The organism is Bradyrhizobium sp. 25ACV, from assembly GCF_054863005.1.
Map to the genome: position 1 here is coordinate 580,252 of NZ_JAVAYO010000001.1, position 25,439 is coordinate 605,690.

The window sequence follows — 25,439 nt, forward strand, 5'->3', positions numbered from 1 at the left end:
CCAAGGATAGTGGAAGGCATGCTCGCTTTCACTCTTCGCCGCGCCGTTCAGGCCATCGGCGTCATGTTCGCCGTCGGCATCATCGCCTTCTCGATGTTCCGTTTCGCCGGCGACCCCGTCAATCAGATCGTCTCGATCGACACGTCGGCGGCCGAACGCGAAGCCGTGCGCAAGTCGCTCGGCCTCGACGATCCCGTGCCGGTGCAGTTCGTGCGTTATTTCGCCGACGCCGCGCAGTTCAAGTTCGGCGTCTCCTACCAGTTCCGCCAGCCGGTCTCGACGCTGTTGATGGAGCGTATGCCCGCCACGCTGGAACTTGCGATCTGCGCCACCGTATTTGCGATGGTTTTCGGCATTCTGATGGGCGTCTATTCGGCGCTGAGGCGCGATACCGTGCTCGCCAAATTATTCCAGGCGGTTTCGCTGATCGGCATCTCGTTGCCGACTTTCCTGATCGGCATTCTCCTGATCTATCTGTTCGCGGTGACATTGGGCTGGTTGCCCTCGTTCGGCCGCGGCGAGGTGGTCAAGCTCGGCTGGTGGAGCACAGGCCTGCTCACGCTGTCGGGACTGAAGGCATTGATCATGCCCTCGATCACGCTCGGCCTGTTCCAGATGACCCTGATCATGCGGCTGGTGCGCGCGGAGATGCTGGAAGTGCTGCGAACCGACTATATTCGTTTCGCCCGCGCCCGCGGGCTGACCACCCGCGCCATCCATTTCGGCCACGCGCTGAAGAACACGCTCATTCCCGTCATCACCGTGGCTGGCCTTCAGTTTGGCTCGGTTATTGCATTTTCGATCATCACCGAAACCGTGTTCCAATGGCCGGGGATGGGACTGCTGTTCGTGCAGGCCGTGCAAAACGTCGATATCCCGATCATGGCGGCCTACCTGCTGATGGTCTCGCTGATCTTCGTCACCATCAATCTGGTGGTCGACATTCTCTACACCGTAGTCGATCCGCGCCTGCGCGCGACCGTCGGCCGCGCTACATAAGGCCCCTGCATGTCTGACGCCGTCGCCTCCAATTCCGACAAGCAGAGCGCGCCGCCCGCGCATGCCGGTCGCAGCTGGCTCAGCCGCGCCCTCGACAGCGACATCTTCTATTCATTCCGCCGTTCCAAGCTGACCATGGTGGCGGCGGCCATTACCGTGCTGCTTTTCCTGCTCGCGATCTTTGCATCCGCGCTCGCGGTGCAGAACCCATTCGATCCGGCGCAGCTCCAGTTGATGAACTCGCGCATCTCGCCGCTCTGGACCGCCGACGGCCAAAGCCCGTTCCTGCTCGGCACCGACGAGCAGGGTCGCGACGTGTTCTCCGCCATTCTCTACGGGATGCGCATCTCGCTCGCCGTGGGCGTGGCCGGTGTGATCTTCGCCGGCGCGCTCGGCATCGCCCTCGGCCTGATCGCCGGCTATTTCGGCGGCGCGGTCGATGGCGTGATCATGCGGATCGCCGACGTGCAACTGACCTTTCCCGCCATTCTGATCGCGCTGCTGGTCAATGGCATCGCGAAATCGATCCTCGGCAACCGCCTTGATGCCACCAGCATGCTCGTGGTGCTGGTGATCTCGATCGGCCTCAGTTTCTGGGTCGGATATGCAAGGACGGTGCGTGGCTCCGTGATGGTCGAGAAGAACAAGGACTACGTGGCCGCCGCGCAGCTGATCGGCCTGCCCGCGCCAAAGATCATGCTGCGGCACGTGCTGCCAAACACGATGGGCCCGATCCTGGTCATCGCCACCATCAACCTCGCGCTGGCCATCATCACCGAGGCAACGCTGTCCTTCCTCGGCGTCGGCCTGCCCGACACCATGCCCTCGCTGGGCACGCTGATCCGCATCGGCAACAATTATCTGTTCGCGGGCGAATGGTGGATCGTCGCTTTCCCCGGCCTCGCGCTGGCCGGGCTGATCCTGTCGATCAACCTTCTCGGCGACTGGCTGCGCGACGCGCTCAACCCGAAGCTCCGATGAGCAAAACCTCGACAAGAGCGCCTCACTCATGACCGAGCCCATCCTCTCCGTCCGCAACCTTCAGGTGGAGTTCGCCTCCCGCCGCGGCACGCTGCGCGCCATCGACGGCGTCTCCTTCGACATCGCCAAGGGCGAAGTGCTGGGCGTGGTCGGCGAATCCGGCGCCGGCAAATCCGTCACCGGCCTCGCCGTGATCGGCCTGATCGACCCGCCCGGCCGCATCGCCGGCGGCGAGGTTCGCCTGGCCGGCCTGCGCATCGACAATCTGCCGCCCGAGGAGATGCGCCGCATCCGTGGCAAACGGATCGGCATGATCTTCCAGGACCCCCTCACCTCGCTCAATCCGCTCTACCGGGTCGGTGACCAGATCATCGAGACGATCCGAACCCACCTGAACCTGTCCGAGACGGCCGCCCGCCGCCGCGCCATCGACCTGCTTGCCGAGGTCGGCATTCCCGCGCCGGAAAAGCGCATCGACGGCTACCCGCACGAATTCTCCGGCGGCATGCGTCAGCGCGTCGTGATTGCGCTCGCGATCTGCGCCGAGCCCGAGCTGATCATCGCGGACGAGCCGACCACCGCGCTCGACGTCTCCGTGCAGGCGCAGATCATCTCGCTGATCAAGCGGCTCGGCCGCGACCACGGTACCGCCGTGATGCTGGTGACGCACGACATGGGTGTGATCGCGGAGACCTCCGACCGCGTCGCCGTGATGTATGCCGGCCGTGTCGCCGAGATCGGTCCGGTGCAGGATGTCGTCAGAAATCCACTGCATCCCTATGCCAAGGGCCTGATGGGCGCGATCCCGACGCTGGCCGGCGACGACAAGCGTCTCATGCAAATTCCCGGCTCGATGCCGCGGCTGTCGGCGATCCCGCGCGGCTGCTCGTTCAATCCGCGCTGCGCGTTCGCGTTCGATCGCTGTCGGGTTGATCGACCGGAGCCGCTGCCGCGCGGTGCGCAATCGGTCGCCTGCCATCTCTATGACAGCGTGCCGGCGGAGAGCGCGGCATGAGCGCTTCCTTCGTCCAGGCCACAAATCTGCGCCGGGTGTTTGACGTCTCGAAGCCCTGGCTCAACCGCGTGCTCGAAGGCGGGCATCTCGAATATCTAAAGGCGGTCGATCACGTCACCTTCGATATCAGGAAGGGCGAGACCTTTGCGCTGGTCGGCGAGTCCGGCTCGGGCAAGACCACGGTGGCGCGGATGGTCGTCGGCCTGTTGCCGCCGAGCTCCGGCGATGTCTTGATCGACGGCGTCTCGATGACGGATCCGCGGCAGGCGCCGGCGCGCAGGAAGCTGCGCCGCCGCATTCAGATGATCTTCCAGGATCCCTATGCGAGCCTGAACCCGCGCTTCCGCGTCGATGCCATCATCTCCGAGCCGATCCGCGCTTTCGACCTGATCCAGGGCGAGCGCGACATCCAGGCGCGCGTCGGCGAGCTGCTCAGCCTGGTCGGCCTGCATCCCGACGACCGGCTGAAGTTTCCGCACGAATTCTCCGGCGGCCAGCGCCAGCGCATCGCGATCGCCCGGGCGCTCGCATCGGATGCCGAGTTCATCGTCTGCGACGAGCCGACCTCGGCGCTCGACGTCTCGGTGCAGGCGCAGATCCTGAACCTGATGCGCGACCTCCAGGACAAGTTCGGCCTGACCTACATGTTCATCAGTCACAACCTTGCCGTGGTCCGCCACATGGCGAGCCGCGTCGGCGTGATGTATCTCGGCCGCATCGTAGAGATCGCGGAGGGACGCGAGCTGTTCGCCCGTCCGCGCATGCCCTACACCAAGATGCTGCTGGGCGCCGTGCCCGACCTCGCCATGAGCGGCCGCCAGCGCATTCCGGTGAAAGGCGAGATCCCGAACCCGATCAATCCGCCGCCCGGCTGCGCCTTCAATCCCCGCTGCCCGCTGGCGTTCGATCTCTGCCGCAAGGAAACGCCGGAACTGATTGACGGCGTCGCCTGCCACGCCGTCAACACCGCGCCGGTCCCGGCGTGACGCGCGCGTGCCATGCTGGCAGCGCATTGGCGGCGCGGCATCGCCTGTGATCAATTGCGCGCGCCGCAAATGAGGTAATCCATGGCCAGCAATGTCAATCCCGATCCGTTCACGACCCGCCCCGAAATCGAGGGCACGTTCGGGGTCGTCGCCACAACGCACTGGATCGCGACCGCCGTCGGCATGGCCATCCTGGAAAAGGGCGGCAATGCCTTCGACGCTGGTGTCGCCACCGCCTTCACGCTGCAGGTGGTCGAGCCGCATCTCAACGGCCCCGGCGGCGACGTGCCGATCATCGTCCATGACGTGAAGCGCGGCCGCACCGAGGTGATCTGCGGCCAGGGCCCCGCCCCGGCACGCGCCACCATCGCGCATTACAAGAGCGAAGGCCTCGACATGGTGCCCGGCACCGGCCTGCTCGCGGCCTGCGTCCCCGGCACCTTCGAATCCTGGATGATGCTGCTGCGCGACTACGGTACGATGCACGTACGCGACGTGCTGGAGCCCGCGATCTCCTATGCGCGCGACGGCTACCCGCTGGTGGAACGCGCCTGCGCCACGATCCAGACCGTCGAACAACTATTCCGCAAGCATTGGCCAACGTCGGCCGCCGTCTACCTGCCGAACGGCGAGGTACCGAAGCCCGGCACGCTCTTTACCAACAAGACGCTGGCCGCGACCTACGCACGAATTCTCAGCGAAGCCGAGAGCGGCGGCGGTGGCCGCGACGCCGAGATCGAGCGCGCGCGCAAAGCCTGGTCGCAAGGCTTCGTCGCAGAAGCCATCGACAAATTCTGCCGCACCCAGGAGGTGATGGACGTCAGCGGCACGCCGCATCGCGGCGTGCTCTCTGCTGACGACATGGCGCGCTGGCAACCGACGATCGAAGCGCCGCTCACCTACGACTATGGCCGCTATACCGTCTGCAAGGCCGGCGTCTGGAGCCAGGGCCCGGTGACGCTGCAACAGCTCGCGCTGCTGAAGGGCTTTGCCCTCGACGGGCTCGACCCGACCGGGCCTGAGTTCATCCACCTCCAGATCGAATGCGCCAAACTCGCCTTCGCCGACCGCGAGAAATTCTACGGCGATCCCAAGTTCAGCGAGATCCCGATCGCGACGCTGCTATCGGACGCCTATAACGACGAACGTCGTAAGCTGGTTACCGAGAAGGCTTCGCTCGATCTCCGGCCCGGCGCGATCGAGGGCTTTGGCGGCGTCGTCAAGCTGCGCCGCGCTGAAGGCCAACGCGAGGCCGTTGGCGCGCTCGGCGCCGGTGAACCAACCGTGGGGCGCTTCGGCGAGGTGCGCGGCGACACCGTGCATTTCGACATCATCGACAAAGCTGGAAACATGGTGTCCTCGACGCCTTCAGGAGGCTGGCTGCAATCCTCGCCTGTCATTCCCGAGCTGGGTTTCTGCCTCGGCAGCCGCGCGCAGATGTTCGATTTGGAGGAGAACCAACCCGGTTCGCTCGCGCCGGGCAAGCGGCCGCGGACCACGCTGTCGCCGACCATGGCGCTGCGCGACGGCGAGCCGTATCTCGCCTGGGGTTCGCCCGGCGGCGACCAGCAGGACCAGTGGATCACGCAGTTCTTCCTGCGCCACGTCCATTGCAACCTCAATCTCCAGGAGGCGATCGACGCGCCGGCCTGGCATTCCGAGCATTTCCCGATCTCGTTCTGGCCGCGTACCGCGCGCCCCGGCGTGCTCGTGGTCGAGAATCGCGTGCCCAAAGCGACGATCGAGAACCTTCGTGAGCGCGGACACATCGTGGAAGTCGGCCCCGACTGGTCCGAAGGCCGCCTCACCGCGGCCTCGCGCGTGGGTCGGCGTCGGCGCGCCGCCGCCAATCCGCGCGGCATGCAAGGTTACGCCGCGGGACGCTGAAGGCAGCACATGACCTGGTCGATCATCGCGCGAGACCCTTCCACCGGCCAGTTGGGCATCGCCGTTGCGACCCGCTTCTTCGCCGTTGGCGCACGCGTGCCGTATATTGCCGCCGGGCTCGGCGCCATCGCCACGCAGGCCTTCGTCAATCCCTATTACGGCATCGACGGCGTCAGGCTGCTGCGTGAAGGCCTCAATACGCACGACGTGCTGGCCGCGCTGCTCGCGATCGACGATGGCCGCGAGAGCCGTCAGATCCACATCATGGGTGCGAGCGGCGAGATCGCCGTACATACCGGGCGTGACTGCGTCGACTGGTGCGGGCACATCGCAGGCAGCGGCTTTTCCATCGCCGGCAACATGCTGGCGGGCGCCGACGTACTCGATGAGACCGCCAAGACCTACATCGCCAACGACAGCCTGCCTTTCCCGCGCCGTCTGCTTGCCGCGATGCGCGCCGGGGAAGCCGCCGGCGGCGACAAGCGCGGCAAGCAGTCCGCCGCGCTGTTGATCCACGGCGAGGAGGAATGGCCGGCGCTGGACATTCGCGCCGACGACCATCCCGATCCGCTCGGCGAGCTCGAACGGCTCGAGCAGGTCAGCCAAGAGCTCTGGGTGCATTTTCGCACATCCATGCCGACGCGGCAGAACCCGGCCGGCAACACCGATCGCAGCGTCATCGACGCCAGCATCGCCGCCGCGCGTGCAAGGCAATCATGAGCGCGAGCCCTCTCATCGAGATCAGGGACCTCCGCATCCGCTTCCACGGCGACGACGGCCGCATCACCCACGCGGTCGACAGTGTCGACCTCAGTGTCGCCAACGGCGCGACGCTCGGCCTCGTCGGCGAATCCGGCTGCGGCAAGAGCGTGACCTCGCTGGCGATCATGGGCCTGCTGCCGAAACAAAGCGCGGAGATATCGGGCGCGATCCGCTTCGACGGCCTCGACCTCCTGCAGACGCCGGACCAAACCCTGCGCAATCTGCGTGGCAACCGGCTCGCGATGATCTTCCAGGAGCCGATGACCTCGCTCAACCCGAGCTTCACCATCGGCGACCAGATCATCGAGACCATTTTGCGCCACCGCGGCGGCTCGCGGAAAAGCGCGCGCGAACGGGCGATCGAGCTGTTGCGCCGCGTCCACATCCCCTCGCCCGAGCGGCGGATCGACGAATATCCCCACAAGCTCTCCGGCGGCATGCGCCAGCGCGTGATGATCGCGATGGCGCTGGCTTGCGATCCGCGCCTGCTGATCGCGGACGAACCGACGACCGCCCTCGACGTCACCTTGCAGGCGCAGATCCTGGAGCTGATGCGGGAGTTGAAGGCGGCGAGCGGCGCCGCCATCATCCTGATCACCCACGATCTCGGCGTCGTCGCCGAGGTCTGCGACGAGGTCGCGGTGATGTATGCCGGCGAGATCGTCGAGCGCGCGCCAGTGGACGAATTGTTCTCGGCGCCACAGCACCCTTACACTGTCGGCCTGCTCGGCTCGATCCCGCGGCTCGACCATCGCGCCGAACAGCTTGCGACGATCGAGGGCATGGTGCCGAACATGGCGCAGCCGCCGGCAGGCTGCCGCTTCGCCGCGCGTTGCCCGTTCGTTCTGGACGCCTGCACCACGGCGCCGCCACCGCTGATCGAAGTCAGGCCCGGCCACCTCTCGCGCTGCATCCGCGCGCCGCTCGAACGCCTGGTGTCGTGATGGCCCTGCTCTCTCCTCTCGTGCCCCGGGCGCGGCGCAGCACAAGCGAAGCGCAGTGGTGCGCCGCTGAATCGGGGCCCATGCGGCGACAGGCTGGGTCCCGGTTCAGCGTCGCAACATTTCATGTTGCGCCGCGCCCGGGACACGAGATCGGGCTTTGTAAGGGGCAAAGACGATGACCGCGCTTCTCGAAGTCGAAGGCCTGGTCAAGCATTTCGTCGCCGAGCGTTCGCTGTTCGGCCGGGCGTTGGCGCATGTCAAAGCCGTTGATGGCGTCTCCTTCTCGCTCGAGGCCGGCAAGACGCTGGCCCTGGTCGGCGAATCCGGTTGCGGCAAATCCACCGTCAGCCGCCTGGTGCTGCGGCTGATCGAGCCGGATGCGGGCACGATCCGGTTCGACGGCCGCGATCTCCTCTCGCTTGATCCCAATACGCTCCGCGCCTTCCGCCGCGAGGCCCAGATCATCTTCCAGGACCCCTATGCCTCGCTCAATCCGCGCATGACGGTCGGCCAGATCCTGACCGAACCGCTGGCACTGCACGATCTCGTGCCACATGCGCAGCGGCGCGCGCGCGTCGGGGAGCTGCTGCGGCTGGTCGGCCTCGAGCCGAGGCTGGCGCGGCGCTATCCGCATGAATTCTCCGGCGGCCAGCGCCAGCGCATCGCCATTGCCCGCGCGCTCGCGGTCGAGCCGAAGCTGATTATCTGCGACGAGCCGGTCTCGGCGCTCGACGTCTCGATCCGCTCGCAGATCCTCAATCTGCTGCGCGAGCTTCAGGACCGGCTCGGCCTCGCCTATATTTTCGTCTCGCACGACCTCGCCGTGGTCAAGCACATCGCCGACCACGTCGCGGTGATGAATCTCGGCCAGATCGTCGAGACGGCGGAGGCGGACGCGCTGTTCGCCTCGCCGCGCCACCCCTATAGCCGGGCGCTGCTGTCCGCGATCCCGCTGCCACAGCCGAAGGCGAAGCGCGCGACCGTCCTGCTGGAGGGCGAGATCCCGAGCGCGCTCAATCCGCCCGCCGGCTGCCGCTTCCACACCCGCTGCCCGTTCGTGATCGAGCGCTGCCGCAACGAGGCGCCGGCGCTCTTGGCCGACGGCTCGGGCCACGCCACCGCCTGTCACCGCACGGCGGAACTGCCGTCTGCCGACGCCATTCTACCGACCGCCGGCGGGTTTTCGCCGGCGCTTGCAAAATTGGTCGCCGCCTTCAGCCGAAAGACGGAAGGCGCTGACACCGCCGGGGTTGGTATACAAGGCACCGCGCCCACAACGACGTAGCCGAAGCAATGGGGACTATCCGATGAAGATGTTTCGCCTGGCCGCAACGGCCGCCGCTGTCCTGCTGTCGCTTGGAGCCGCGCAGGCCCAGACCACGCTGCGCATCGGCCTCGCCGAGGATCCTGATATCCTCGATCCCACGATGGCGCGCACCTATGTCGGCCGCATCGTGTTCTCCGCCTTCTGCGACAAGCTGTTCGACATCGACGAGAAGCTCAACATCGTGCCGCAGCTTGCGCTGTCGAGCGAAACCGCCGACGACGGCAAGGCGCTGGTCATCAAGCTGCGGCCCGGCGTGAAATTCCACGACGGCGAACCGTTCGACGCGGAAGCCGCCAAATTCTCGCTGGAACGGCATCTGACGTTCCCCGGCTCGTTCCGCAAGCCCGAGCTCGCCTCGGTCGACCACATCGAGATCGTCGATCCCCTCACCATCAGGCTGGTGCTGAAGTCGCCGTTCTCGCCGCTGCTCGCCCAGCTCACCGACCGCGCCGGGATGATGGTGTCGCCAAAGGCGGCGAAGGACGCCGGCGACAAGTTCGGCCTGCGTCCGGTCTGCGCCGGCCCCTATAAATTCGTCGAGCGCGTGCAGCAGGACCGCATCGTCTTCGAGAAATTCGCGGACTATTGGAACAAGGACAACGTCTTCATCGACAAGATCGTGTTCCAGCCGATCGTCGATGCCACCGTGCGGCTCGCGAACTTGAAATCCGGCGGCCTCGATTTGATCGAGCGCGTGCTCGCCACCGATCTGAAGGAGGTCCGCGCGGATTCACGGCTGAAGGTCGCGACCGCCATCGAGCTCGGCTATCAGGGCGTCACGCTCAATATCGGCAAGGACAAGGCCAAGGGGCCGCTCAGCCAGTCCGCAAAGGTGCGGCAGGCGCTCGACCTCGCGATCGACCGCGACGCCATCAACCAGGTCGTGTTCAACGGCGAGTTTCAGGTCGGCAATCAATGGGTCAACCCTGATCATCCCTACTATCAGAAATCCCTTCCGGTCCGTCCCCGCAACGTCGAGAAGGCCAAAGGGCTGCTGAAGGAAGCCGGCGTGACGCCGCCGGTCAGCGTCGATTTCCTGGTGCCCAAGGGCGCGGAGACCGAGACGCCAGCGCAGGTAATCCAGTCGATGGCGGCCGAGGCCGGGTTCGACATGAAAATCCGCCTCACCGAATTCGCGACCGGGCTGAAGCAGGCGGAGTCCGGCGATTACCAGGCCTATATGCTTGCCTGGAGCGGGCGCGTCGATCCCGACGGCAACACCTTTGTATTCCTGCACAGCGGTGCGCCGCAGAATTACGGCGCGTGGAACAACCCGCAGGCCGACAAGGCGCTGGAGGACGCGCGATCGGTCACCGATCCCACCAAGCGCAAGGCCAGCTATGAGACCCTGGCCAAGTTGGTCCAGGACGAAGAGCCGCTGCTGTACCTCTACCACCGCCGCATCATCATCGCGCACACGACCAAGCTCGAAGGCTACAAGCAGATGCCCGACGGCCTCGTGCGCGTGATCGGGCTCAAGCTGAAGTGACGCCGCCAGAATGCTGAACTTTCTCGTCCGCCGCCTTGCGCAGATCGTGCCGACGCTGTTCTTCGTCTCGGTGCTGATCTTCTCGCTGCAGCAATTGCTGCCTGGCGATCCCGCGCTGGTGATGGCGGGCGAAGAGCGTGACCCGGCCGTGATCGAACAGATCCGCCACCAGTACCGGCTCGATCAGCCCGTCCCGGTGCAGTACGCCTACTGGATCAAGGGCGTGCTCTCAGGCGATTTCGGCGAGTCGCTGCGCAACAAGATGCCGGTGCGCGAGCTGATCGCGCAGAAGCTGCCGGTGACGCTGCAGCTCGGCGGCATGGCGATCGTGATCGCGTTCCTGATCGGCATCCCCGCCGGCATCGTCGCCGCCGTGAAGAAGGGCTCGGCCTGGGACTACGGCGCGAACCTGTTTGCGCTGTGGGGCATCTCGACGCCGAACTTCTGGCTCGGGATCATGCTGATCTTCCTGTTCTCGATCGAGCTCGGCTGGCTACCGGCGTCCGGCTACGTGCCGCTCACCGAGAACTGGCGCGCGAGCCTGGCGGTCACCATCATGCCGGCCTTCGTGCTCGGCAATGCCATTGCCGCGGTCCTGATGCGGCATACCCGCAGCGCCATGCTGCAGGTGCTGGAGAGCGACTACGTCCGCACCGCGCGCGCCAAGGGATTGTTGGAGCGCTCGGTGATCCTGAAGCACGCCATGCGCAATGCGCTGACGCCCGTCATCACGCTCGGCGCACTCGAGCTCGGCACGCTGTTGTCGGGCGCAGTCCTGACCGAGCAGATCTTCTCCATCCCCGGCTTCGGCAAGCTGATCGTGGATGCCGTCTTCAACCGCGACTACGCAGTGGTGCAAGGCGTCGTGCTGGTGACGGCCACGATCTACATCACGCTGAATCTCGTTGCCGACATCGCCTATATCCTCGTCAATCCGCGGCTGCGGGGTTAGAGCATGACCGACGCCGCGCTGCCGGGCCCTCTCACGCAAGCCGACGAGCTGGATAGCCCGGCCCGCCGCGCGCGCCGGCGGCTGCTCAAGCGCAAGGCGGCGATATTCGGGCTCGTCGTGCTCACGATGTTCATCGTGCTCGCCGTGCTGGCCCCGCTGATCGTGCCCTATGATCCCATCGCGACGAGCTGGAGCCTGGTGCGCAAGCCGCCCACCGCGGCGCATTGGTTCGGCACCGATGAGCTCGGCCGCGACATCTTCAGCCGGATCGTCTACGGCGCGCGGGCCTCGCTGCTCGCGGGCCTCATCTCGGTTGCGATTGCGCTCGGCATCGGCGTGCCGCTCGGCCTGCTCGCCGGCTATCGCGGCGGCTTCGTCGATGCACTGATCAGCCGGATCACGGATGCGATGCTGGCCTGCCCGTTCCTGATCCTGGCGATCGCGCTGGCGGCGTTCCTCGGGCCGAGCCTCGGCAATGCCATGATTGCGATCGGCATCTCCGCAACACCGATCTTCATCCGCCTGACCCGCGGCCAGGTGCTCGTCGTTAAGGCCGAGGACTATGTCGAAGCCGCGCGCGCGCTCGGCAATCCGCCATGGCGGATCGCGCTGTCGCATATCCTGCCGAACATCCTGCCCGCGCTGCTGGTGCAGGCGACACTGTCGATTGCCGCCGCCATCATCGCCGAAGCCGCGCTGTCGTTCCTCGGGCTCGGCCAGCAGCCGCCGGCACCGTCCTGGGGCAGCATGCTCAATGCCGCGCAACGCTTCCTGACGCAGGCGCCGTGGATGGCGATCTGGCCAGGGCTTGCGATCTTCCTCGTGGTGCTGTCGCTGAATCTGCTCGGCGACGGCCTGCGCGACGCGCTGGACCCGAGGCAGCGCTGAGGTCCGATCAGAGTAAACTCAGCTAGCACCTCCAGCGGAGGTGCGTTCCCTCCCCCCTTGTGGGGGAGGGCTAGGGAGAGGGGTAACCAGGAAAAGGTGCCGGTTGATTGCGCGCGGAGGACGGCTGCGCCACGGAGGGAATCCCCGTGTGGCCCCCCTCCCTGCCCCTCCCCCACAAGGGGGGAGGGAACGGAGAGAGCGTTGCCGTCAGAAACTCTAGATCACCACTTCCCGCAATACCCGACGGCAATCCATCTCGTATTCGAGATCGACCACGGGCGGGCGGGCGAAATGCCAGGTCAGGCCGGAGCGCAACGCGCCGCGGCGCACCAGTTCGTCGACGAGCGCATGGTGGAAGTCGTGCACGGAATAGGCCTGCACCGCGGTGGTGTCGCTCCAGCCGAAGCCGAAGGCCGCCATCCGGCTTTCCATCTGCGACGTCGTCGTGAAGCGCACCTTCTCCCGCAGCCCCTCCGGGCTGAGGTCGCGATAGCGCACGGTGCGCTCGACATAGGTGCCGCTGCCCTCGCGCGCCTCGGCACCGCCTGATATCACGAAGGACGGCGCTTTCGAGCGGGTCGGACGCGTGAACGAGAACGCATAGAACGACGGCTCGGACGGCGGATCGATCTCGGGACAGACATTGCTGCGCGCCACCGGATTGGTGGTGCCGTCGAAGATGCCCCATTCGGACAGCGTCTTCACGTAGTGCAGGTTGAAGGCGCGAAAGCCCTCTTCGCTGAAGGCTGCCGGTGAACGCAGCTCGCAGGCACAGAACGCCGTCAGCGGACGCCCTGCCTCCTGGATGAATTTCGCCGCCAGCGCAAACCCTTCCGCGAGCGGGACCACACGGTCGAAGCGGACGCGTTCGATTTCGTAGCCGTCATCCGCGGCGGCGCCCGCCGAATACTGGAACACGGACGGAATGAAACGATAATTGCCGGCAGAGAAGTCACGTATCATGTCGAACCCCTATTCCAGTTGCATGCGAATTCCCTTGGCGCCGTTGAGCAGGCGCTTCAGGTGAAAGCCGGCCAGGGGATCGTCGGCGTGCATGCCGACCAGCGCGGCAAAGGCCGGCATGGCTGCGGCATCGCCGGCCTCCATCTTGGCGAAGGCCTCCGAATACAGCGCCGTTTCCGGCGCTTCGAACTTGCCCGGCGGCAGCGGCTCGAAGGCGCGCAACGGCTCGCTGCGTCCGCGCAGCATCAGCTCCCCCACGGGGCGGCCCTGAAAATTGTCGGCCGCCTCGGCGACGCTGGCGCTGACGCAAATGCGGGTGCCCAGATGCTTGTTGGCGGCCTCCAGCCGCGCCGCAATGTTGATGGAGTCCCCATAGGCGGTGTAGTCGAAGAAGCGATTGCCGCCGAAATTGCCGACCAGCGCGGGACCGGCGTGAATGCCGATGCGGGTGGCACCGAAGGTCACGCCCATGGCGCTCTGGCGCGCGCGAAAGTTCTGCGCCCAGGCGTCGAGCTCATGGGCGCAGGCGACCGCACGCGTGGCATAATCTGGCTGATCGCCGGGCGCGTTGAAGAGCACCTGGATAGCATCGCCGATGATCTTCGCGACCGTGCCCTCATGGACGAAGACGATTTCGGTCATGCCGCCCACATACTCGTTGAGCAACTTACCCAATGTCTCGGGCGGCGCGCTCTCGACCAACGAGGTGAAGCCGGTAATATCGGTGAAGATGGTGGCGACATCGCGCCATTGGACTTCGATGCCCTCGCCGTCGCCGCTGGCGGCCAGACGCTTGGCAAGCTCGGGCGAGAAATGACGCGATAGCGCGGCATGGGCGCGCTCGGCTTCCATCTGGCGCCGGCGCACCTCGCGCAGCATCTCGATATGGCGGATGGTCTTCCCGATCGTGGCTTCCAGATCGGCAAAGTCGATCGGCTTGGTCAGGAAGTCGAACGCGCCGCGGTTCATGGCGGTGCGGATGTTGCTCATATCGCCGTAGGCCGAGACGATGATGGTCGACTTCTTGTCTTCGGCCTCCTGGAGTTTCGCGAGCAGCGATAGCCCGTCCATCCTGGGCATGTTGATATCGGAGACCACCATGTCGACTTGCGGATTCTGCTCGAGCGAGGCCAGCGCCTCGAGACCGTCGCGGGCGAATATGATGGCGACCTGTCCGTCGCGGATCTGCCTGCGAAATTTTTGCAGGACCAGCGCTTCGAGATCCGGCTCGTCGTCGACGAAGAGGATGGTCGCGCTCATGCGGCTTGCTCGAGCCTCGTGTCGATCTCCTGCCGCAGCAGCGCGAAGTCGATCGGCTTGGTCAGAAGCCCGACGGCGCCGCGCTCGATCGCCTTCCGCCGTGTCTCGGCGTCGCCATAGGCCGTGATCATGATGACGGGAACGTCCGGATGCGCGGCACGCACCTTCGGCAGCATGTCCAGCCCGCTCATGCCGGGCATGTTGATGTCGGACAGGATCAGGATCAACGAAGGATCGCGAACCTCGGCGGCCCGCTTGAGTGCATCGGGCGCGGAGGAGGCGAACTCCATCTGGAAACGGCCCGCGCGCAGCTCGCGCCGGAATTGCTGCCGGAACAGCACCTCGATGTCGGGCTCGTCGTCGACGACCAGGATGTAAACGTTCACGACTTGCCTCCGGAAGTGCCGTCCGCCGCCATCGTGCGCGGCAGGGTGATGATGAACTCGGTGAATACACCTTGTGTGGTGTTCACGTCGATGGTGCCGCCGTGCTGCTTCACGACGATGTCATGGCTCATTGACAGCCCGAGCCCGGTGCCCTCGCCGACCGGCTTGGTGGTGAAGAAGGGATTGAACATCTTCTCCTTCACCTCGGGCGGAATTCCCATGCCATTGTCACGGATCCGGATTTCGACACTGCCGCCGAGATCCTTGGTTGCCGCGCTCAAGGTCGGCTCGAACGCCTCGCCCGCGCTCTCCTTGCGCTTGGCCGTGGCATAGAAGCCGTTCGAGATCAGGTTGAGGAAGACGCGCGTGATCTCCTGCGGATAGATGTCGACCATGCCGGCAGCGGGATCGAACGCGCGCTGGAGCGTGACGTTGAAGGAGGGACGTTCGGCCCGCGCACCGTGATAGGCGAGATTGAGGCTCTCCTCGACGACCGCATTGATGTCGACGGCCCGATGCTCGCCGGAGCCCTCGCGCGAATGCAGCAACATGTTCCTGACGATGGAATCGGCGCGCTTGCCGTGCTGCACCACCTTCTCGAGATTGCTCCTGAGCATGCCGGTCAGCTCGTCGACATCCTCCCTGGTCTTGCCGTCGAGCGCGGCCGATTGCAGCGCCTCGTTGAGATCGTCGATCAGCTCGGTCGAGACCGCGGAGAAATTGTTGACGAAGTTGAGCGGGTTCTTGATCTCGTGAGCGATGCCGGCGGTGAGCTGGCCGAGCGAGGCAAGCTTCTCGGTCTGGATCAGGCGATCCTGGGCGGCGCGCAGGTCGTCGAGGGATTGAGACAGCGCCTCGGTGCGCTCGCGCAGCTCACGAAGCAGCCGCGTGTTCTCGATGGCGATGACGGCTTGCCTGGTGAAGTTCTCGACTAGAGCAATTTGTTTTTCGGTGAACGGCCGAACCTCCTGCCGGAAGATCGTGATCGTGCCGATCAGCTCGTCTTCCTTCAGCATCGGCACGACGAGGACCGTACGCGCCCCGGCAATGTCGGCGAGCTTGAGCGCGTGAGGAGCCCCGGCGCGATAGGCACCGCCCTCCCGCAAGTCTGCCATGTGAGAGATCGCATGCGTGCGTATGACCGTCGCGAGACCGCTTTCCGGATGCGGGTGGACCTGAAGCCCGGCTCGCGAAGCGCGATACGCTTCGGGCAAGTTATGATCTGCGACGACCATGCAACTACCGCCCTGCATCAAATGCATCACGCCGAAATTGGCCGCGCAGACCCGCGTGGCGTTCTCGAGCATCTTCCGGAACACCGGCTCGAGCTCCCCGGGCGACGAACTAATTGCTTCGAGCACTTCTGCCGTCGCCGTCTGCTGCTGCAGAGTCTCGCTCAACTCCGCGGTTCGACGTTCGACCTTGTTTTCGAGGTCTGCATAGGACTCCTGCAGGCGCGCGCCCATGTCGTTGAACTGGTCAGCGAGCCCTTCGAGCTCGTCGCCCGTCCGGATCGAGATGCGCTGGGAGAAGTCGCCACCGCCGATCCGTTCGGCGCCGCTGCGCAGCGCCTGGATCGGCCCCACCATGCGGCGCGCAAGGAATATCCCCGCAAGCACCGCGAAGATCGACGCCGCGAGCAGCACGATCGCAAGCCGCTGCAGCGAGGCATAGAGCGAGGCATAGGCCTCCTCGACCGGCAGCTCGACGAACATGGTCCAGTGCAACGGCGCGATTGGCGCCGACGCGGTCAGGACCTTCCGACCCTGGATGTTGCGCGCTTCCTCGAGCGCGTCCGGCATGGTGCCACCGGCAGCCTGCGCGGCGCGCACCTGCGCGAGGCCGGACATGTCGGTGTTGCGCAGCACGAGACTGATATCGGGATGCGCGATCAGGCGCCCTTCCGGGCCGACGACATAGGCATGCCCGTGTTGGCCGACCTTGATCTGCGAGACCACGTCCCAGATCAGCTTGAGATTGACCTCGGCGATGCTGACGCCGGCATCCCTGCGCGCGCCGGCCAGCGCCAGCGTCATGTAGGGCTCGGACTCCCGGCGGAAATAGACCGGGCCATAATAGACCTTGTGCGCGACCGCCTCGGTGAACTTCGGATCATTGGACAGGTCGATCCCGCTCTCGATCGCGTCCATCGCCAACCGCGAGACCCGCAACCGTTCCTTGCCGGTCGAATCCACCTGGGCAAGCTCGGTGATGGCAGGCACCTGGCGCAGCAGCCGCAGCGCGTCGAAGCGGCGCTGCTCGATCGAGCCCGCCGACCACGGCAGTTGCGTGGTCCAGCCGAGCTGGCTCTCGATCTCCTTGACGAATTGGCCGATCTTGGCCGCGGCCGCCTCGGCCTGCTCGTGCTGGACCCGGATCAGCGAAGCCTTGTGCTCGCGATAATAAAAGAAGACCTCGAACAGGCCGTTGGCCAGCAGCGCGATGGCGACGACGGCCACGAACAGCGCGACATATTTTGTGAACAGCCGGGTCCTGATCCCCCGCCCCGCGGCCGCGCCGGAGGCAGCGCCAGCCGTAGCCGCGCTCGGCAGCGTCCTGGCTTGCGGGGCGTCGGGATGGAGGGAAAGGCTCATGCCCCCAAATCTAGCAAGAAGGCGGCACCTTGTCTTTCGCTAGCACGGGATAAGGCCCCGTCCATTGGATCCCGTGCCAGCGCCCCCGGGCACAACGAAAAGGCGGCAGCGGATTGACCGCTGCCGCCCTCTGGTTCGCTTTGCTAGTAACGGCGTCAGGTCGGCCGCAGCGCCTTGGAGCCGAGGTCAAGGTCGTTGACCTGCTTGTTCCGCTCGGAATCGGCCGCCGCGCGATGGTCGGTCGCCAGCACCACATAGACCGCGGGCAGCACGAACAGCGTGAACAGCGTGCCGATCGACATGCCGGCCACGACCACCAGGCCGATCGAGAAGCGGCTGGCCGCGCCCGCGCCGGTCGCGGTCAGCAGCGGGATCAGGCCGGTCACCATCGCGGCCGTCGTCATCAGGATCGGCCGCAGGCGGATGCGGGCCGACATTTCAATGGCCGAGCGGCGGTCGAGCCGCTCGTTGACCTGGAGCTCGTTGGCGAACTCCACCATCAGGATGCCATGCTTGGTGATCAGGCCGACCAGGGTGAGCAGACCGACCTGGGTGTAGATGTTCATGGTCGCCACGCCGAAGAACAGCGGGATCAGCGCACCGACGATCGCCATCGGCACCGAGATCATGATCACCAACGGGTCACGCAAGCTCTCGAACTGCGCGGCCAGCACCAGGAAGATGATGATCAGCGCGAAGCCGAAGGTGATCGCGAGCTGATTGCCTTCCTGCACGTACTGCCTGGAGTCCGCGAGATAGTCGTGGCTGAAACCTTGCGGCAGCTTCTTGGCCTCGCTTTCGAGGAAGTCGACCGCCGCACCGACGGTCACGCCGGGCATCGGCACGGCCGAGAACGTCGCCGAATTGAGCTGATTGTAGTGCGTCAGCGAGTTCGGGTCAGTCTTGGTCTCGATCGACACCACCGTCGACAGCGGAAGCTGTTGGCCGGTGTTGGTCGTCACATAGAAGCCACCGAGCGATTCCGGCGAGAGCCGCTTGGCGCGCGGAACCTGCGGGATCACCTGGTAGGACCGGCCCTCCAGATTGAAGCGATTGACGTAGTTGCCACCCAGCAGGACCGCGAGCGTGGCGCCGAGGTTCTGCATGTTGACGCCGAGATCCTGTGCCTTGGTGCGGTCAATCGTCACCTTCACGTTCGGCTGGTTGTAGGCAAGATCGCTGTCGGAGACGATGAACATGCCGCTCTTGCGCGCAGCGTCCTTCAGCTTCTCCATCTGCTCATAGACCGTCTGGAACCCGGCGGTGGAATTGATCACCATCTGCACCGGAAGACCGCCTGGCCCGCCCGGCAGCGGCGGCAGGTTGAATGCGAAGGCCTGCACGCCCTCGATCTTGGAGAGCTCGGCCTGCACCAGCGGCTTCAACTGGATCGACGAGCGCTTGCGCTCCTCCCAGGGCTTGAGCAGCATGCCGGCGATGCCGCCCTGCGGGCCGTTGATGCCGTTCAGCACGAAACGCAGATCGGTCTCGGGGAATTTCGAAAATTCGTGGTCGAGCTTGTCCCCGTAGAAATCGACATAGTCGATGTTGGCGTATTTCGGCGCCTTGGTCACCGCGAACACGATGCCCTGGTCTTCTTCGGGCGCCAGCTCCTTCGACGTGTGCATGTAGAGGAAGCCGACGAGTCCGAGGATCGTCACCGCGAACAGGCCCGTGATCGCCTTGTAGTCAAGCGAGCGGTCGAGCCTGCGGCCATACCAGCGCGTCAGCGCACCGAACACCTTGTTGACGGCCTTGGCGAAGCGGCCCTCTTCGGTGTTCTTCAGCAGCACCGAGCACATCATCGGCGACAATGTCAGCGCGATCACGCCCGACACGATCACCGAGCCCGCCAGCGTAAAGGCGAATTCGCGGAACAGCGAACCGGTGAGGCCGCCAAGGAAGCCGATCGGCGCGTACACCGCGGCGAGCGTGATGGTCATCGAGATGACCGGGCCGACGATTTCACGCGCGCCTTGCAGCGACGCCTGGACCGGCGTCTTGCCCTCCTCCAGATGGCGATGGATGTTCTCCACCACGACGATGGCGTCGTCGACCACGAGGCCGATCGCGAGCACCATCGCGAGCAGGGTCAAAAGGTTGAAGCTGAATCCCAGCGCCAGCATCAGGGTGCAGACGCCGATCATCGACAGCGGGATGGTGACGACGGGAATGATGACCGACCGCAGCGACGCCAGGAACAGGAAGATCACCACGATCACGATGATCACGGCTTCGCCGAGCGTCTTCTCCACCTCATCGATCGAGGATTGGATGAACTTGGTCGAGTCGTAGGCGACCTTCATCTTCATCGAAGGCGGCAGATTGCGCTCGAGCTCGGGGAACAGCGCGCGCACGCCCTTGACCAGTGTCAGCGGGTTGCCCTGTGGGGTTGCCTGCACACCGATGAAGATCGCGTGCTCGCCGTTGAAGGCGACGCTCGCGTCCGTGCTTTGGGCGGCAAGCTCGACGGTGCCGATGTCCTCCATCCGCACGAAGCCGCCGTCCTTGGCCTTGACGATCATCTTCTTGAACTGGTTGACGTCGGTCAGGCCCGTGTTCGTCGAGACGTTCGAGACGATGAGATAGCCCTTGGTCTGGCCCGCCGCGGACTGGAAGTTGTTGGCGGTGATCGCCGCAGCGACGTCAGCCGGCGACACGTTGCGGCCGGCCATCTTCTCGGGATCGAGCCACAGCCGCATCGCGAAGGTCTGCCCGCCGAGAATGTCGGCAGAAGCCACGCCGTCGACGGTCGACAGCACCGGCTGCACCACGCGCGTCAGATAATCCGAGATCGCCGAGCCCGAGAGCTCCTCGGACGAGAAGCCGAGATACATCACGGCCGTAGTCTGGCCCGTGGTCTTGGTGACGATCGGGTCGTTGGATTCCTTCGGGATCAGGTATTTGACCGAATTGGTCTTCGCCAGCACCTCGGTGAGCGCCTGGTTCGGATCGAAGTTCAGCTTGATGTAGACCTGGATCGTCGAGGTGCCGAGCACCGAGGACGAGGTGATGTAGTCGACGCCCTCGGCGGACGCGACCGCTTGCTCGATCGGCGTCGTGATGAAGCCCTGGATCAGGTCCGCGGACGCGCCCGGATAGACGGTCGTGATGTTGATGACCGTGTTCGACAGCTTGGGATATTGCCGGATCGGCAGCACCATGGCCGCGCGCAAGCCGATCAGCAGGATCAACAGGCTGACGACGACCGACAGAACCGGGCGTTTGATGAAAATGTCGGTAAAGCGCATCGCGGCGATCTCGATTTATATGTCTCAAGAAAAGTGATCCGGCCGAGCCGGATCACTTGAGTGCCAATGGATCAGTAGCGCGGCGGCTGCGCCGGGATCTGCGGAGCCGGGTCGGTCGAAATCGACACCGCTGCACCCGATTGCAGCTTGAGCTGGCCGACGGCAACGACCTTGTCGCCCGCCTTCACGCCCTTGATGATTTCGACGCGACCTTCGACCCGATTGCCGGTCTGCACGAAGGTGCGCACCGCGGACAGGCTGGTCTTGCCGTCGGCTTCCTTCTTCTCGGTGATCACGAACACCGAGTCGCCGTACAGCGTGTAGTCGACCGCCGTCTCCGGAACGGTGATCACGGCCGGCTTGTCCGGCAGCACCACCGTGGTGGTCACGAACATGCCGGGCTTCAGGATCTTCTCCGGATTGGCGATCGTCGCCTGCACGCGGATATTGCGGGTGTCGGTCGAGATTTGCGGTTCGATCGTGGTGATCTTGCCTTCGAAGATGCGGCCCGGATAGGCATCGACCTTCAACTTGACAGTCTGGCCGACCTTGAGGTTGCCGGAATCCTTTTCCGTCACGGTGAAGTTGGCCCACAGCTCCGACAGATCGGTCAACGACACGATCGCCGTACCCGCCGTCAGATACTGACCAACCTCGACCTTGCGGACGCCGAGATCGCCGGAGAACGGTGCGCGCACCAGCTTCTGCGAGATCAGCGCCTCGGTCTTGGCGATGCCGGCCTGCGCCTGGTCGTAGGCGGCCTGCGCGTTATCGACGGTCGCCTGCGGACCGAACTGGCGCGAGGCCAGCTGCTTGGCGCGATCGAGTGAAAGCTGCGCCACGGTCGCCTGGGCCTTGTAATTGGCAAGATCGCCCTGCTCCGGCGCGTCGAACAGCTGGACCAGCGGCGTGCCGGCCTCGACCCGCGTGCCCGGCGCGAACTTGATCTCGGTGACGCGGCCGTTGACGTCGGCACTGACGTCGACCTGGTGCACGGCGACGAGGCCGCCGACCGCGGTGAGCAAGTTCGGCACCACCTCGGACTTGGCCTCTGCCGCGCTGACCGCGGTCGGCGGCGGCTTGTTGTTGGCGAAGAACTGCTTGATCATCTGGCCGCGGAAATAATTGAACCAGACGAGGCCGCCGACCAGCACCGCCAGGAGCGTGCCGACGATGATGAACCAGAGCACCGGCCGGACCGGACGCTTGGGAGCCTTGTTGTCGATCGGTTCGCCCGAAATCTTGTGTTCGGTTACGATGTTCATGTCATGCACTCTCTGCAATCGCCGCCTTGCCGGCATCCGCGGCCTGATTGTGGCCCAGATGCGAAGCAATTGCGGCGTCGTTAAGTCCGATACCCCTCAGGAGAAACTCACACAGCTGCCGCTCGAGGTCTTCAGCCTTGCCGTAAGCGAGGCAAGGCGTGGCCGGCAGCCTGGTCAGCGCCGCAGTCATCACCGAGTGATGCGCAAACCAGAACAGGTTGAGTGGATTGCCGCTGCATGGCCGCGCGTCCCCGGCGGCAACGGCACGTTCGAGCGAGGAGACGAAGATCGCCCCGATCAGCGTCTCGATCTTGGCATACAGCAAACGGGCGAATTCGCCATCATCCAAATGGCTGGTGGCCATCAGTCGCAGGCGCTGGGCCTCTTCCTGATCGGGACCATCAGCGATGTGCAGGAAATGCTCGACCATGCCGCGGATCACCTCGACCAGCGTGGCGGTCGAAGGCTCCCGCTCGAGAAGCTCGGTGAGTGCCGGGTCCGCCTCACATTCGTCGCTGAGGATTTCGGCGTAGAGGGCCGCCTTGGACGGGAAATGCTTGAACAGCAACGCCTCGGAAATGGCAGCGGCGGCCGCCACGCTCTTGGTCGTGGTGCCGGTATAGCCATGTCGGGCAAAGCAGCGTTTCGCGGCTCCGAGGATCAATTGACGCCTCAGGTCGCTCGTCATACGCAATGAGCTCATGCTAGTGAGTAAGCACTCACCCACGCAAAAGTCAAGCACTATGTTGCATCGCAACCTGAGTGCGTCGTTAATTCAGTGGAAATTGGCTCCGCCTGCACGGCTTCCGTGCAGGACCTGGGCGCCGACGGGAATGGACAGGCCCGCCCTAGATTGGCTGGAAGCCTAGGTCGCCGCGGATCCGGTTGAGGATGTAAGTCCCGTCCCGGCTTGGCAAAATCCGCTCCAGGCTGGCGCTGTCGATCTTCATATTGGCAAAGCGAGGCCCCGCAGAGACGTCGTGGACGGCTTTGCCGAAGGCCTCGACCTCGGCCATGGTCGTGACGGCCCGGCTATCCCCGATGCCGCAGGCCTTGGCGACGCCGACGAGGTCGGCGGCAGCGGAGGTGTGGCTGGTCTGGCCGCCCGTTTCGCCATAGGCCTCGTTGTCGAGCACTGCGATCGAGAGGTTCGACGGTTTTTGCAGCCCGATGGTGGCCAGGCTGCCCATGCCCATCAGCATCTCGCCGTCGCCGGTGATGACCAGCACCGGCAGTTTTGGCTGCGCCAGGGCGAGGCCGAGCCCGATCATCGCGGCGCCGCCCATGCCGCCCCAAAGGTAGAAATTGCGGGCGTGGTCGCCGGCCGCGCACATGTCGTTGGTCGAGGCACCGAGGCCGCCGATCGCGACGACGTCCTTGCGGTTCGCGAGGAGCGTGGACACCACCTGCCGGCGGTCGAGGAGATTGGCCTTGCTCATTTGGTGAAAACCTTGGCGCCGATCAGGCGCTGCGACAGAAGGACGGCGGTAGGCGTGAGCGCGTTGTAGGCTTGCGACGCAGCGGCTTCGAGCACGGCCGGCACCTCGGCTGCGTTCGAGGCCCGCAGCACCTGGACACCCGACAGTTCGAACACGCCCTGCGTGGTCGATCCCATCGGCACCTGCCACGGATTGAACTCGCCCCACTCGCCGCGCATGGTCACCAGCGTGAGGAACGGAAAGCGCAGGATCGGGATCAGCGACAGCATGTTGATGCAATTGCCGACGCCGCTCGACTGCATCAGCAAGACGCCGCGCTGTCCGCCGGCCCAGGCGCCGGCAAGAAGCGCCACGCCCTCCTCCTCCGTCGTGAGCGGAATGCCGCGCATCGTGGATGAGGCCAGCACGCGCTGGATCAGCCTCGAATGGCCGGCATCCGGCACGTAAGGCACCTGCCGGATATCGAAGCGTTGCAGGGTCGCGAAAATATCGTCGGGCCAATTCGGCGCCGTGTCGGCAGCGTCAGCGCGTGCGTGCATTTTCCTGTCCGGTCGGCTAGCAAGGTGGGAAGACTGTAGACGCATGAATGCGCCGACCAGAACAACAAAAACGGCATAACGGCTTTAACCGGCGAGTATAACGGGATGAACGCAGATGCGAAGGCGCTGGCGGCAAGCTTCGACCTCGAGAAGCTGACGCCGGAATTCTACGACGACCCCTACCCGACCTATCGTGCACTGCGGGAGAACGAGCCGGTCAAGCGCCTGCCGAACGGCACCGTGTTCCTGACTCGTTATGACGATCTCGTCACCACCTACAAGAACACCAAGTCGTTCAGCTCGGACAAGAAGCGCGAGTTCGCGCCGAAATACGGCGACACCCCGCTCTACGAGCATCACACCACCAGCCTCGTCTTCAACGATCCGCCGGCGCATACCCGCGTGCGTCGCCTGATCATGGGCGCGCTGTCGCCGCGGGCGATCGCCGGCATGGAGTCCGACATCGTCAAGCTGGTGGACGGCTTGCTCGACGCCATCGCGGCCAAAGGTGCTTGCGAGCTGATCGAGGATTTCGCGGCGTCCATTCCGATCGAGGTGATCGGCAATCTGCTCGACGTGCCTCATGAGGAACGCGGACCACTGCGCGACTGGTCGCTGGCGATCCTTGGTGCGCTCGAACCTGTGGTGTCGCCCGAGGTCGCCGCGCGCGGCAACAAGGCGGTGACGGATTTTCTCAGCTATCTCCAGACGCTGGTTGCACGCCGGCGCGACAAGCCCGGCAATCCCGAGCGCGATGTGCTGACGCGCCTGATCCAGGGTGAGGAGAACGGCGAGCGGCTGACCGAGAAGGAGCTGCTGCACAATTGCATCTTCCTGCTCAATGCCGGACACGAGACCACCACCAATCTGATCGGCAACGGCCTCGTCGCGCTCGACCGCAATCCGGACCAGAAGCAGCGGCTGATCGGCAATCCCGACATGATCAAGACCGCCGTCGAAGAGATGCTGCGCTACGAGAGCTCCAACCAGCTCGGCAACCGCATGACCACGGAGAAGGTCGAGCTCGGCGGCGTCATGCTCGAGGCCGGCACGTCGGTGACCCTGTGCATTGGCGCGGCCAACCGCGATCCCGCGCAGTTTCCGGACCCTGAAAGCTTCGACATCGCGCGCACGCCGAACCGGCATCTCGCCTTCGCCACCGGCGCGCATCAATGCGCCGGCATGGCACTGGCGCGGCTCGAAGGCGCGATTGCGATCTCGCGCTTCCTGGCGCGCTTCCCGAACTATGCCGTGAGCGGGCAGCCGGTGCGGGGCGGACGGGTGCGGTTTCGTGGCTTCTTGGGCGTGCCGTGTGCGCTTCGCTGAGGGCCCGACACCAAAAACTGCGAAAACAACCCCATGCACAGTAGAGAACCCTCTGATACTTTAGGCAAATCAGATCGGGCTACACCATCGGAAGGATGAAGACTTCCAAGGCGGCAAGTTGATACCCAGATCAAGCTGAGGCCGCCGGTGCAGTTGGTTGGCACCGCCGCGCGCAGCAATGGAGTG

At 65.0% G+C, this 25,439-nt stretch carries 21 protein-coding genes; 12 read left to right on the top strand and 9 right to left on the bottom strand.

All coding sequences use genetic code 11. The annotated features are described in order from the left end of the window. Positions 1-18: 18 nt before the first annotated feature. The 11 genes from RAD04_RS02530 (at position 19) to RAD04_RS02580 (ending at position 12,230) form a co-directional block, all read left to right on the top strand. Positions 19-999, top strand: coding sequence for an ABC transporter permease (locus tag RAD04_RS02530; RefSeq protein ID WP_026201522.1), 981 nt, complete (start codon positions 19-21; stop codon positions 997-999). Positions 1,000-1,008: 9 nt separating this feature from the next. Further along, positions 1,009-1,980, top strand: a complete 972-nt coding sequence (locus RAD04_RS02535; protein ID WP_028143436.1) for an ABC transporter permease — start codon at positions 1,009-1,011, stop codon at positions 1,978-1,980. Between the two features lie 28 nt (positions 1,981-2,008). Continuing rightward, positions 2,009-2,995, top strand: a complete 987-nt coding sequence (locus RAD04_RS02540; protein WP_028143437.1) for an ABC transporter ATP-binding protein — start codon at positions 2,009-2,011, stop codon at positions 2,993-2,995. After that, a complete protein-coding gene (locus RAD04_RS02545) occupies positions 2,992-3,981 on the top strand; it encodes an ABC transporter ATP-binding protein (RefSeq protein WP_091953652.1) in 990 nt (329 codons plus the stop codon). Before RAD04_RS02540 ends, RAD04_RS02545 begins: the two co-directional genes overlap by 4 nt. Before the next feature lie 81 nt (positions 3,982-4,062). Further along, a complete protein-coding gene (locus RAD04_RS02550) occupies positions 4,063-5,868 on the top strand; it encodes a gamma-glutamyltransferase family protein (protein WP_461622498.1) in 1,806 nt (601 codons plus the stop codon). 9 nt (positions 5,869-5,877) lie between these two features. Next, a complete protein-coding gene (locus RAD04_RS02555; RefSeq protein ID WP_461622499.1) occupies positions 5,878-6,588 on the top strand; it encodes a DUF1028 domain-containing protein in 711 nt (236 codons plus the stop codon). After that, positions 6,585-7,574 (top strand): ABC transporter ATP-binding protein, encoded by a 990-nt coding sequence (locus RAD04_RS02560; RefSeq protein WP_461622500.1) that lies wholly within the window; start codon positions 6,585-6,587, stop codon positions 7,572-7,574. Before RAD04_RS02555 ends, RAD04_RS02560 begins: the two co-directional genes overlap by 4 nt. Positions 7,575-7,749: 175 nt before the next feature. Continuing rightward, positions 7,750-8,859, top strand: a complete 1,110-nt coding sequence (locus tag RAD04_RS02565; protein ID WP_461622501.1) for an ABC transporter ATP-binding protein — start codon at positions 7,750-7,752, stop codon at positions 8,857-8,859. Positions 8,860-8,881: 22 nt separating this feature from the next. Beyond that, positions 8,882-10,390, top strand: coding sequence for an ABC transporter substrate-binding protein (locus RAD04_RS02570; protein WP_461622502.1), 1,509 nt, complete (start codon positions 8,882-8,884; stop codon positions 10,388-10,390). 10 nt (positions 10,391-10,400) lie between these two features. Then, on the top strand, positions 10,401-11,342 hold the full coding sequence (locus tag RAD04_RS02575) for an ABC transporter permease (RefSeq protein WP_461622503.1): 942 nt from the start codon (positions 10,401-10,403) through the stop codon (positions 11,340-11,342). Between the two features lie 3 nt (positions 11,343-11,345). Beyond that, complete coding sequence (locus tag RAD04_RS02580; protein ID WP_461622504.1) at positions 11,346-12,230, top strand: ABC transporter permease; 885 nt, start codon at positions 11,346-11,348, stop codon at positions 12,228-12,230. Between the two features lie 216 nt (positions 12,231-12,446). Here the strand turns inward: RAD04_RS02580 and cnbZ are convergent, their stop codons facing one another. From cnbZ to RAD04_RS02625, 9 genes are all read right to left on the bottom strand, one after another. Then, positions 12,447-13,193, bottom strand: a complete 747-nt coding sequence (cnbZ, locus tag RAD04_RS02585) for a 2-amino-5-chloromuconate deaminase CnbZ (RefSeq protein WP_461622505.1) — start codon at positions 13,191-13,193, stop codon at positions 12,447-12,449. A 9-nt stretch (positions 13,194-13,202) separates the two neighbouring features. After that, positions 13,203-14,453, bottom strand: a complete 1,251-nt coding sequence (locus RAD04_RS02590; protein ID WP_461622506.1) for an adenylate/guanylate cyclase domain-containing protein — start codon at positions 14,451-14,453, stop codon at positions 13,203-13,205. Then, positions 14,450-14,839, bottom strand: a complete 390-nt coding sequence (locus tag RAD04_RS02595) for a response regulator (protein ID WP_461622507.1) — start codon at positions 14,837-14,839, stop codon at positions 14,450-14,452. Before RAD04_RS02595 ends, RAD04_RS02590 begins: the two co-directional genes overlap by 4 nt. Continuing rightward, complete coding sequence (locus tag RAD04_RS02600) at positions 14,836-17,433, bottom strand: sensor histidine kinase (protein WP_461622508.1); 2,598 nt, start codon at positions 17,431-17,433, stop codon at positions 14,836-14,838. Before RAD04_RS02600 ends, RAD04_RS02595 begins: the two co-directional genes overlap by 4 nt. Before the next feature lie 155 nt (positions 17,434-17,588). Further along, the gene (locus RAD04_RS02605) at positions 17,589-20,684 is read right to left on the bottom strand and encodes a MexW/MexI family multidrug efflux RND transporter permease subunit (protein WP_461622509.1); all 3,096 of its coding nucleotides are present in this window, start codon (positions 20,682-20,684) and stop codon (positions 17,589-17,591) included. Between the two features lie 71 nt (positions 20,685-20,755). Further along, a complete protein-coding gene (locus RAD04_RS02610; RefSeq protein ID WP_165637128.1) occupies positions 20,756-21,949 on the bottom strand; it encodes an efflux RND transporter periplasmic adaptor subunit in 1,194 nt (397 codons plus the stop codon). A 1-nt stretch (position 21,950) separates the two neighbouring features. Further along, entirely contained in the window at positions 21,951-22,637 is a 687-nt protein-coding gene (locus RAD04_RS02615) for a TetR/AcrR family transcriptional regulator (RefSeq protein WP_177237251.1), read from the bottom strand. Positions 22,638-22,797: 160 nt separating this feature from the next. Then, positions 22,798-23,388, bottom strand: coding sequence for a thiamine pyrophosphate-dependent enzyme (locus tag RAD04_RS02620; protein ID WP_461622510.1), 591 nt, complete (start codon positions 23,386-23,388; stop codon positions 22,798-22,800). Continuing rightward, on the bottom strand, positions 23,385-23,927 hold the full coding sequence (locus RAD04_RS02625) for a phosphonopyruvate decarboxylase (protein WP_028143453.1): 543 nt from the start codon (positions 23,925-23,927) through the stop codon (positions 23,385-23,387). Before RAD04_RS02625 ends, RAD04_RS02620 begins: the two co-directional genes overlap by 4 nt. Positions 23,928-24,032: 105 nt before the next feature. Between RAD04_RS02625 and RAD04_RS02630 the strand changes: the two genes are divergently transcribed. Continuing rightward, entirely contained in the window at positions 24,033-25,253 is a 1,221-nt protein-coding gene (locus RAD04_RS02630; protein WP_461622511.1) for a cytochrome P450, read from the top strand. Positions 25,254-25,439: the final 186 nt, after the last annotated feature.

Excerpts from the sequence above, each read along its gene's own strand:
- RAD04_RS02630 (WP_461622511.1), top strand. The coding sequence starts at position 24,033 with ATGAACGCAGATGCGAAGGCGCTGGCGGCAAGCTTCGACCTCGAGAAG.
- RAD04_RS02540 (WP_028143437.1), top strand. The coding sequence starts at position 2,009 with ATGACCGAGCCCATCCTCTCCGTCCGCAACCTTCAGGTGGAGTTCGCC.
- RAD04_RS02605 (WP_461622509.1), bottom strand. The coding sequence starts at position 20,684 with ATGCGCTTTACCGACATTTTCATCAAACGCCCGGTTCTGTCGGTCGTC.
- RAD04_RS02550 (WP_461622498.1), top strand. The coding sequence starts at position 4,063 with ATGGCCAGCAATGTCAATCCCGATCCGTTCACGACCCGCCCCGAAATC.
- RAD04_RS02575 (WP_461622503.1), top strand. The coding sequence starts at position 10,401 with ATGCTGAACTTTCTCGTCCGCCGCCTTGCGCAGATCGTGCCGACGCTG.
- RAD04_RS02610 (WP_165637128.1), bottom strand. The coding sequence starts at position 21,949 with ATGAACATCGTAACCGAACACAAGATTTCGGGCGAACCGATCGACAAC.
- RAD04_RS02565 (WP_461622501.1), top strand. The coding sequence starts at position 7,750 with ATGACCGCGCTTCTCGAAGTCGAAGGCCTGGTCAAGCATTTCGTCGCC.
- RAD04_RS02560 (WP_461622500.1), top strand. The coding sequence starts at position 6,585 with ATGAGCGCGAGCCCTCTCATCGAGATCAGGGACCTCCGCATCCGCTTC.
- RAD04_RS02580 (WP_461622504.1), top strand. The coding sequence starts at position 11,346 with ATGACCGACGCCGCGCTGCCGGGCCCTCTCACGCAAGCCGACGAGCTG.
- RAD04_RS02535 (WP_028143436.1), top strand. The coding sequence starts at position 1,009 with ATGTCTGACGCCGTCGCCTCCAATTCCGACAAGCAGAGCGCGCCGCCC.
- RAD04_RS02590 (WP_461622506.1), bottom strand. The coding sequence starts at position 14,453 with ATGAGCGCGACCATCCTCTTCGTCGACGACGAGCCGGATCTCGAAGCG.
- RAD04_RS02625 (WP_028143453.1), bottom strand. The coding sequence starts at position 23,927 with ATGCACGCACGCGCTGACGCTGCCGACACGGCGCCGAATTGGCCCGAC.
- RAD04_RS02600 (WP_461622508.1), bottom strand. The coding sequence starts at position 17,433 with ATGAGCCTTTCCCTCCATCCCGACGCCCCGCAAGCCAGGACGCTGCCG.
- RAD04_RS02620 (WP_461622510.1), bottom strand. The coding sequence starts at position 23,388 with ATGAGCAAGGCCAATCTCCTCGACCGCCGGCAGGTGGTGTCCACGCTC.
- RAD04_RS02545 (WP_091953652.1), top strand. The coding sequence starts at position 2,992 with ATGAGCGCTTCCTTCGTCCAGGCCACAAATCTGCGCCGGGTGTTTGAC.
- cnbZ (WP_461622505.1), bottom strand. The coding sequence starts at position 13,193 with ATGATACGTGACTTCTCTGCCGGCAATTATCGTTTCATTCCGTCCGTG.
- RAD04_RS02570 (WP_461622502.1), top strand. The coding sequence starts at position 8,882 with ATGAAGATGTTTCGCCTGGCCGCAACGGCCGCCGCTGTCCTGCTGTCG.
- RAD04_RS02555 (WP_461622499.1), top strand. The coding sequence starts at position 5,878 with ATGACCTGGTCGATCATCGCGCGAGACCCTTCCACCGGCCAGTTGGGC.
- RAD04_RS02530 (WP_026201522.1), top strand. The coding sequence starts at position 19 with ATGCTCGCTTTCACTCTTCGCCGCGCCGTTCAGGCCATCGGCGTCATG.
- RAD04_RS02615 (WP_177237251.1), bottom strand. The coding sequence starts at position 22,637 with ATGACGAGCGACCTGAGGCGTCAATTGATCCTCGGAGCCGCGAAACGC.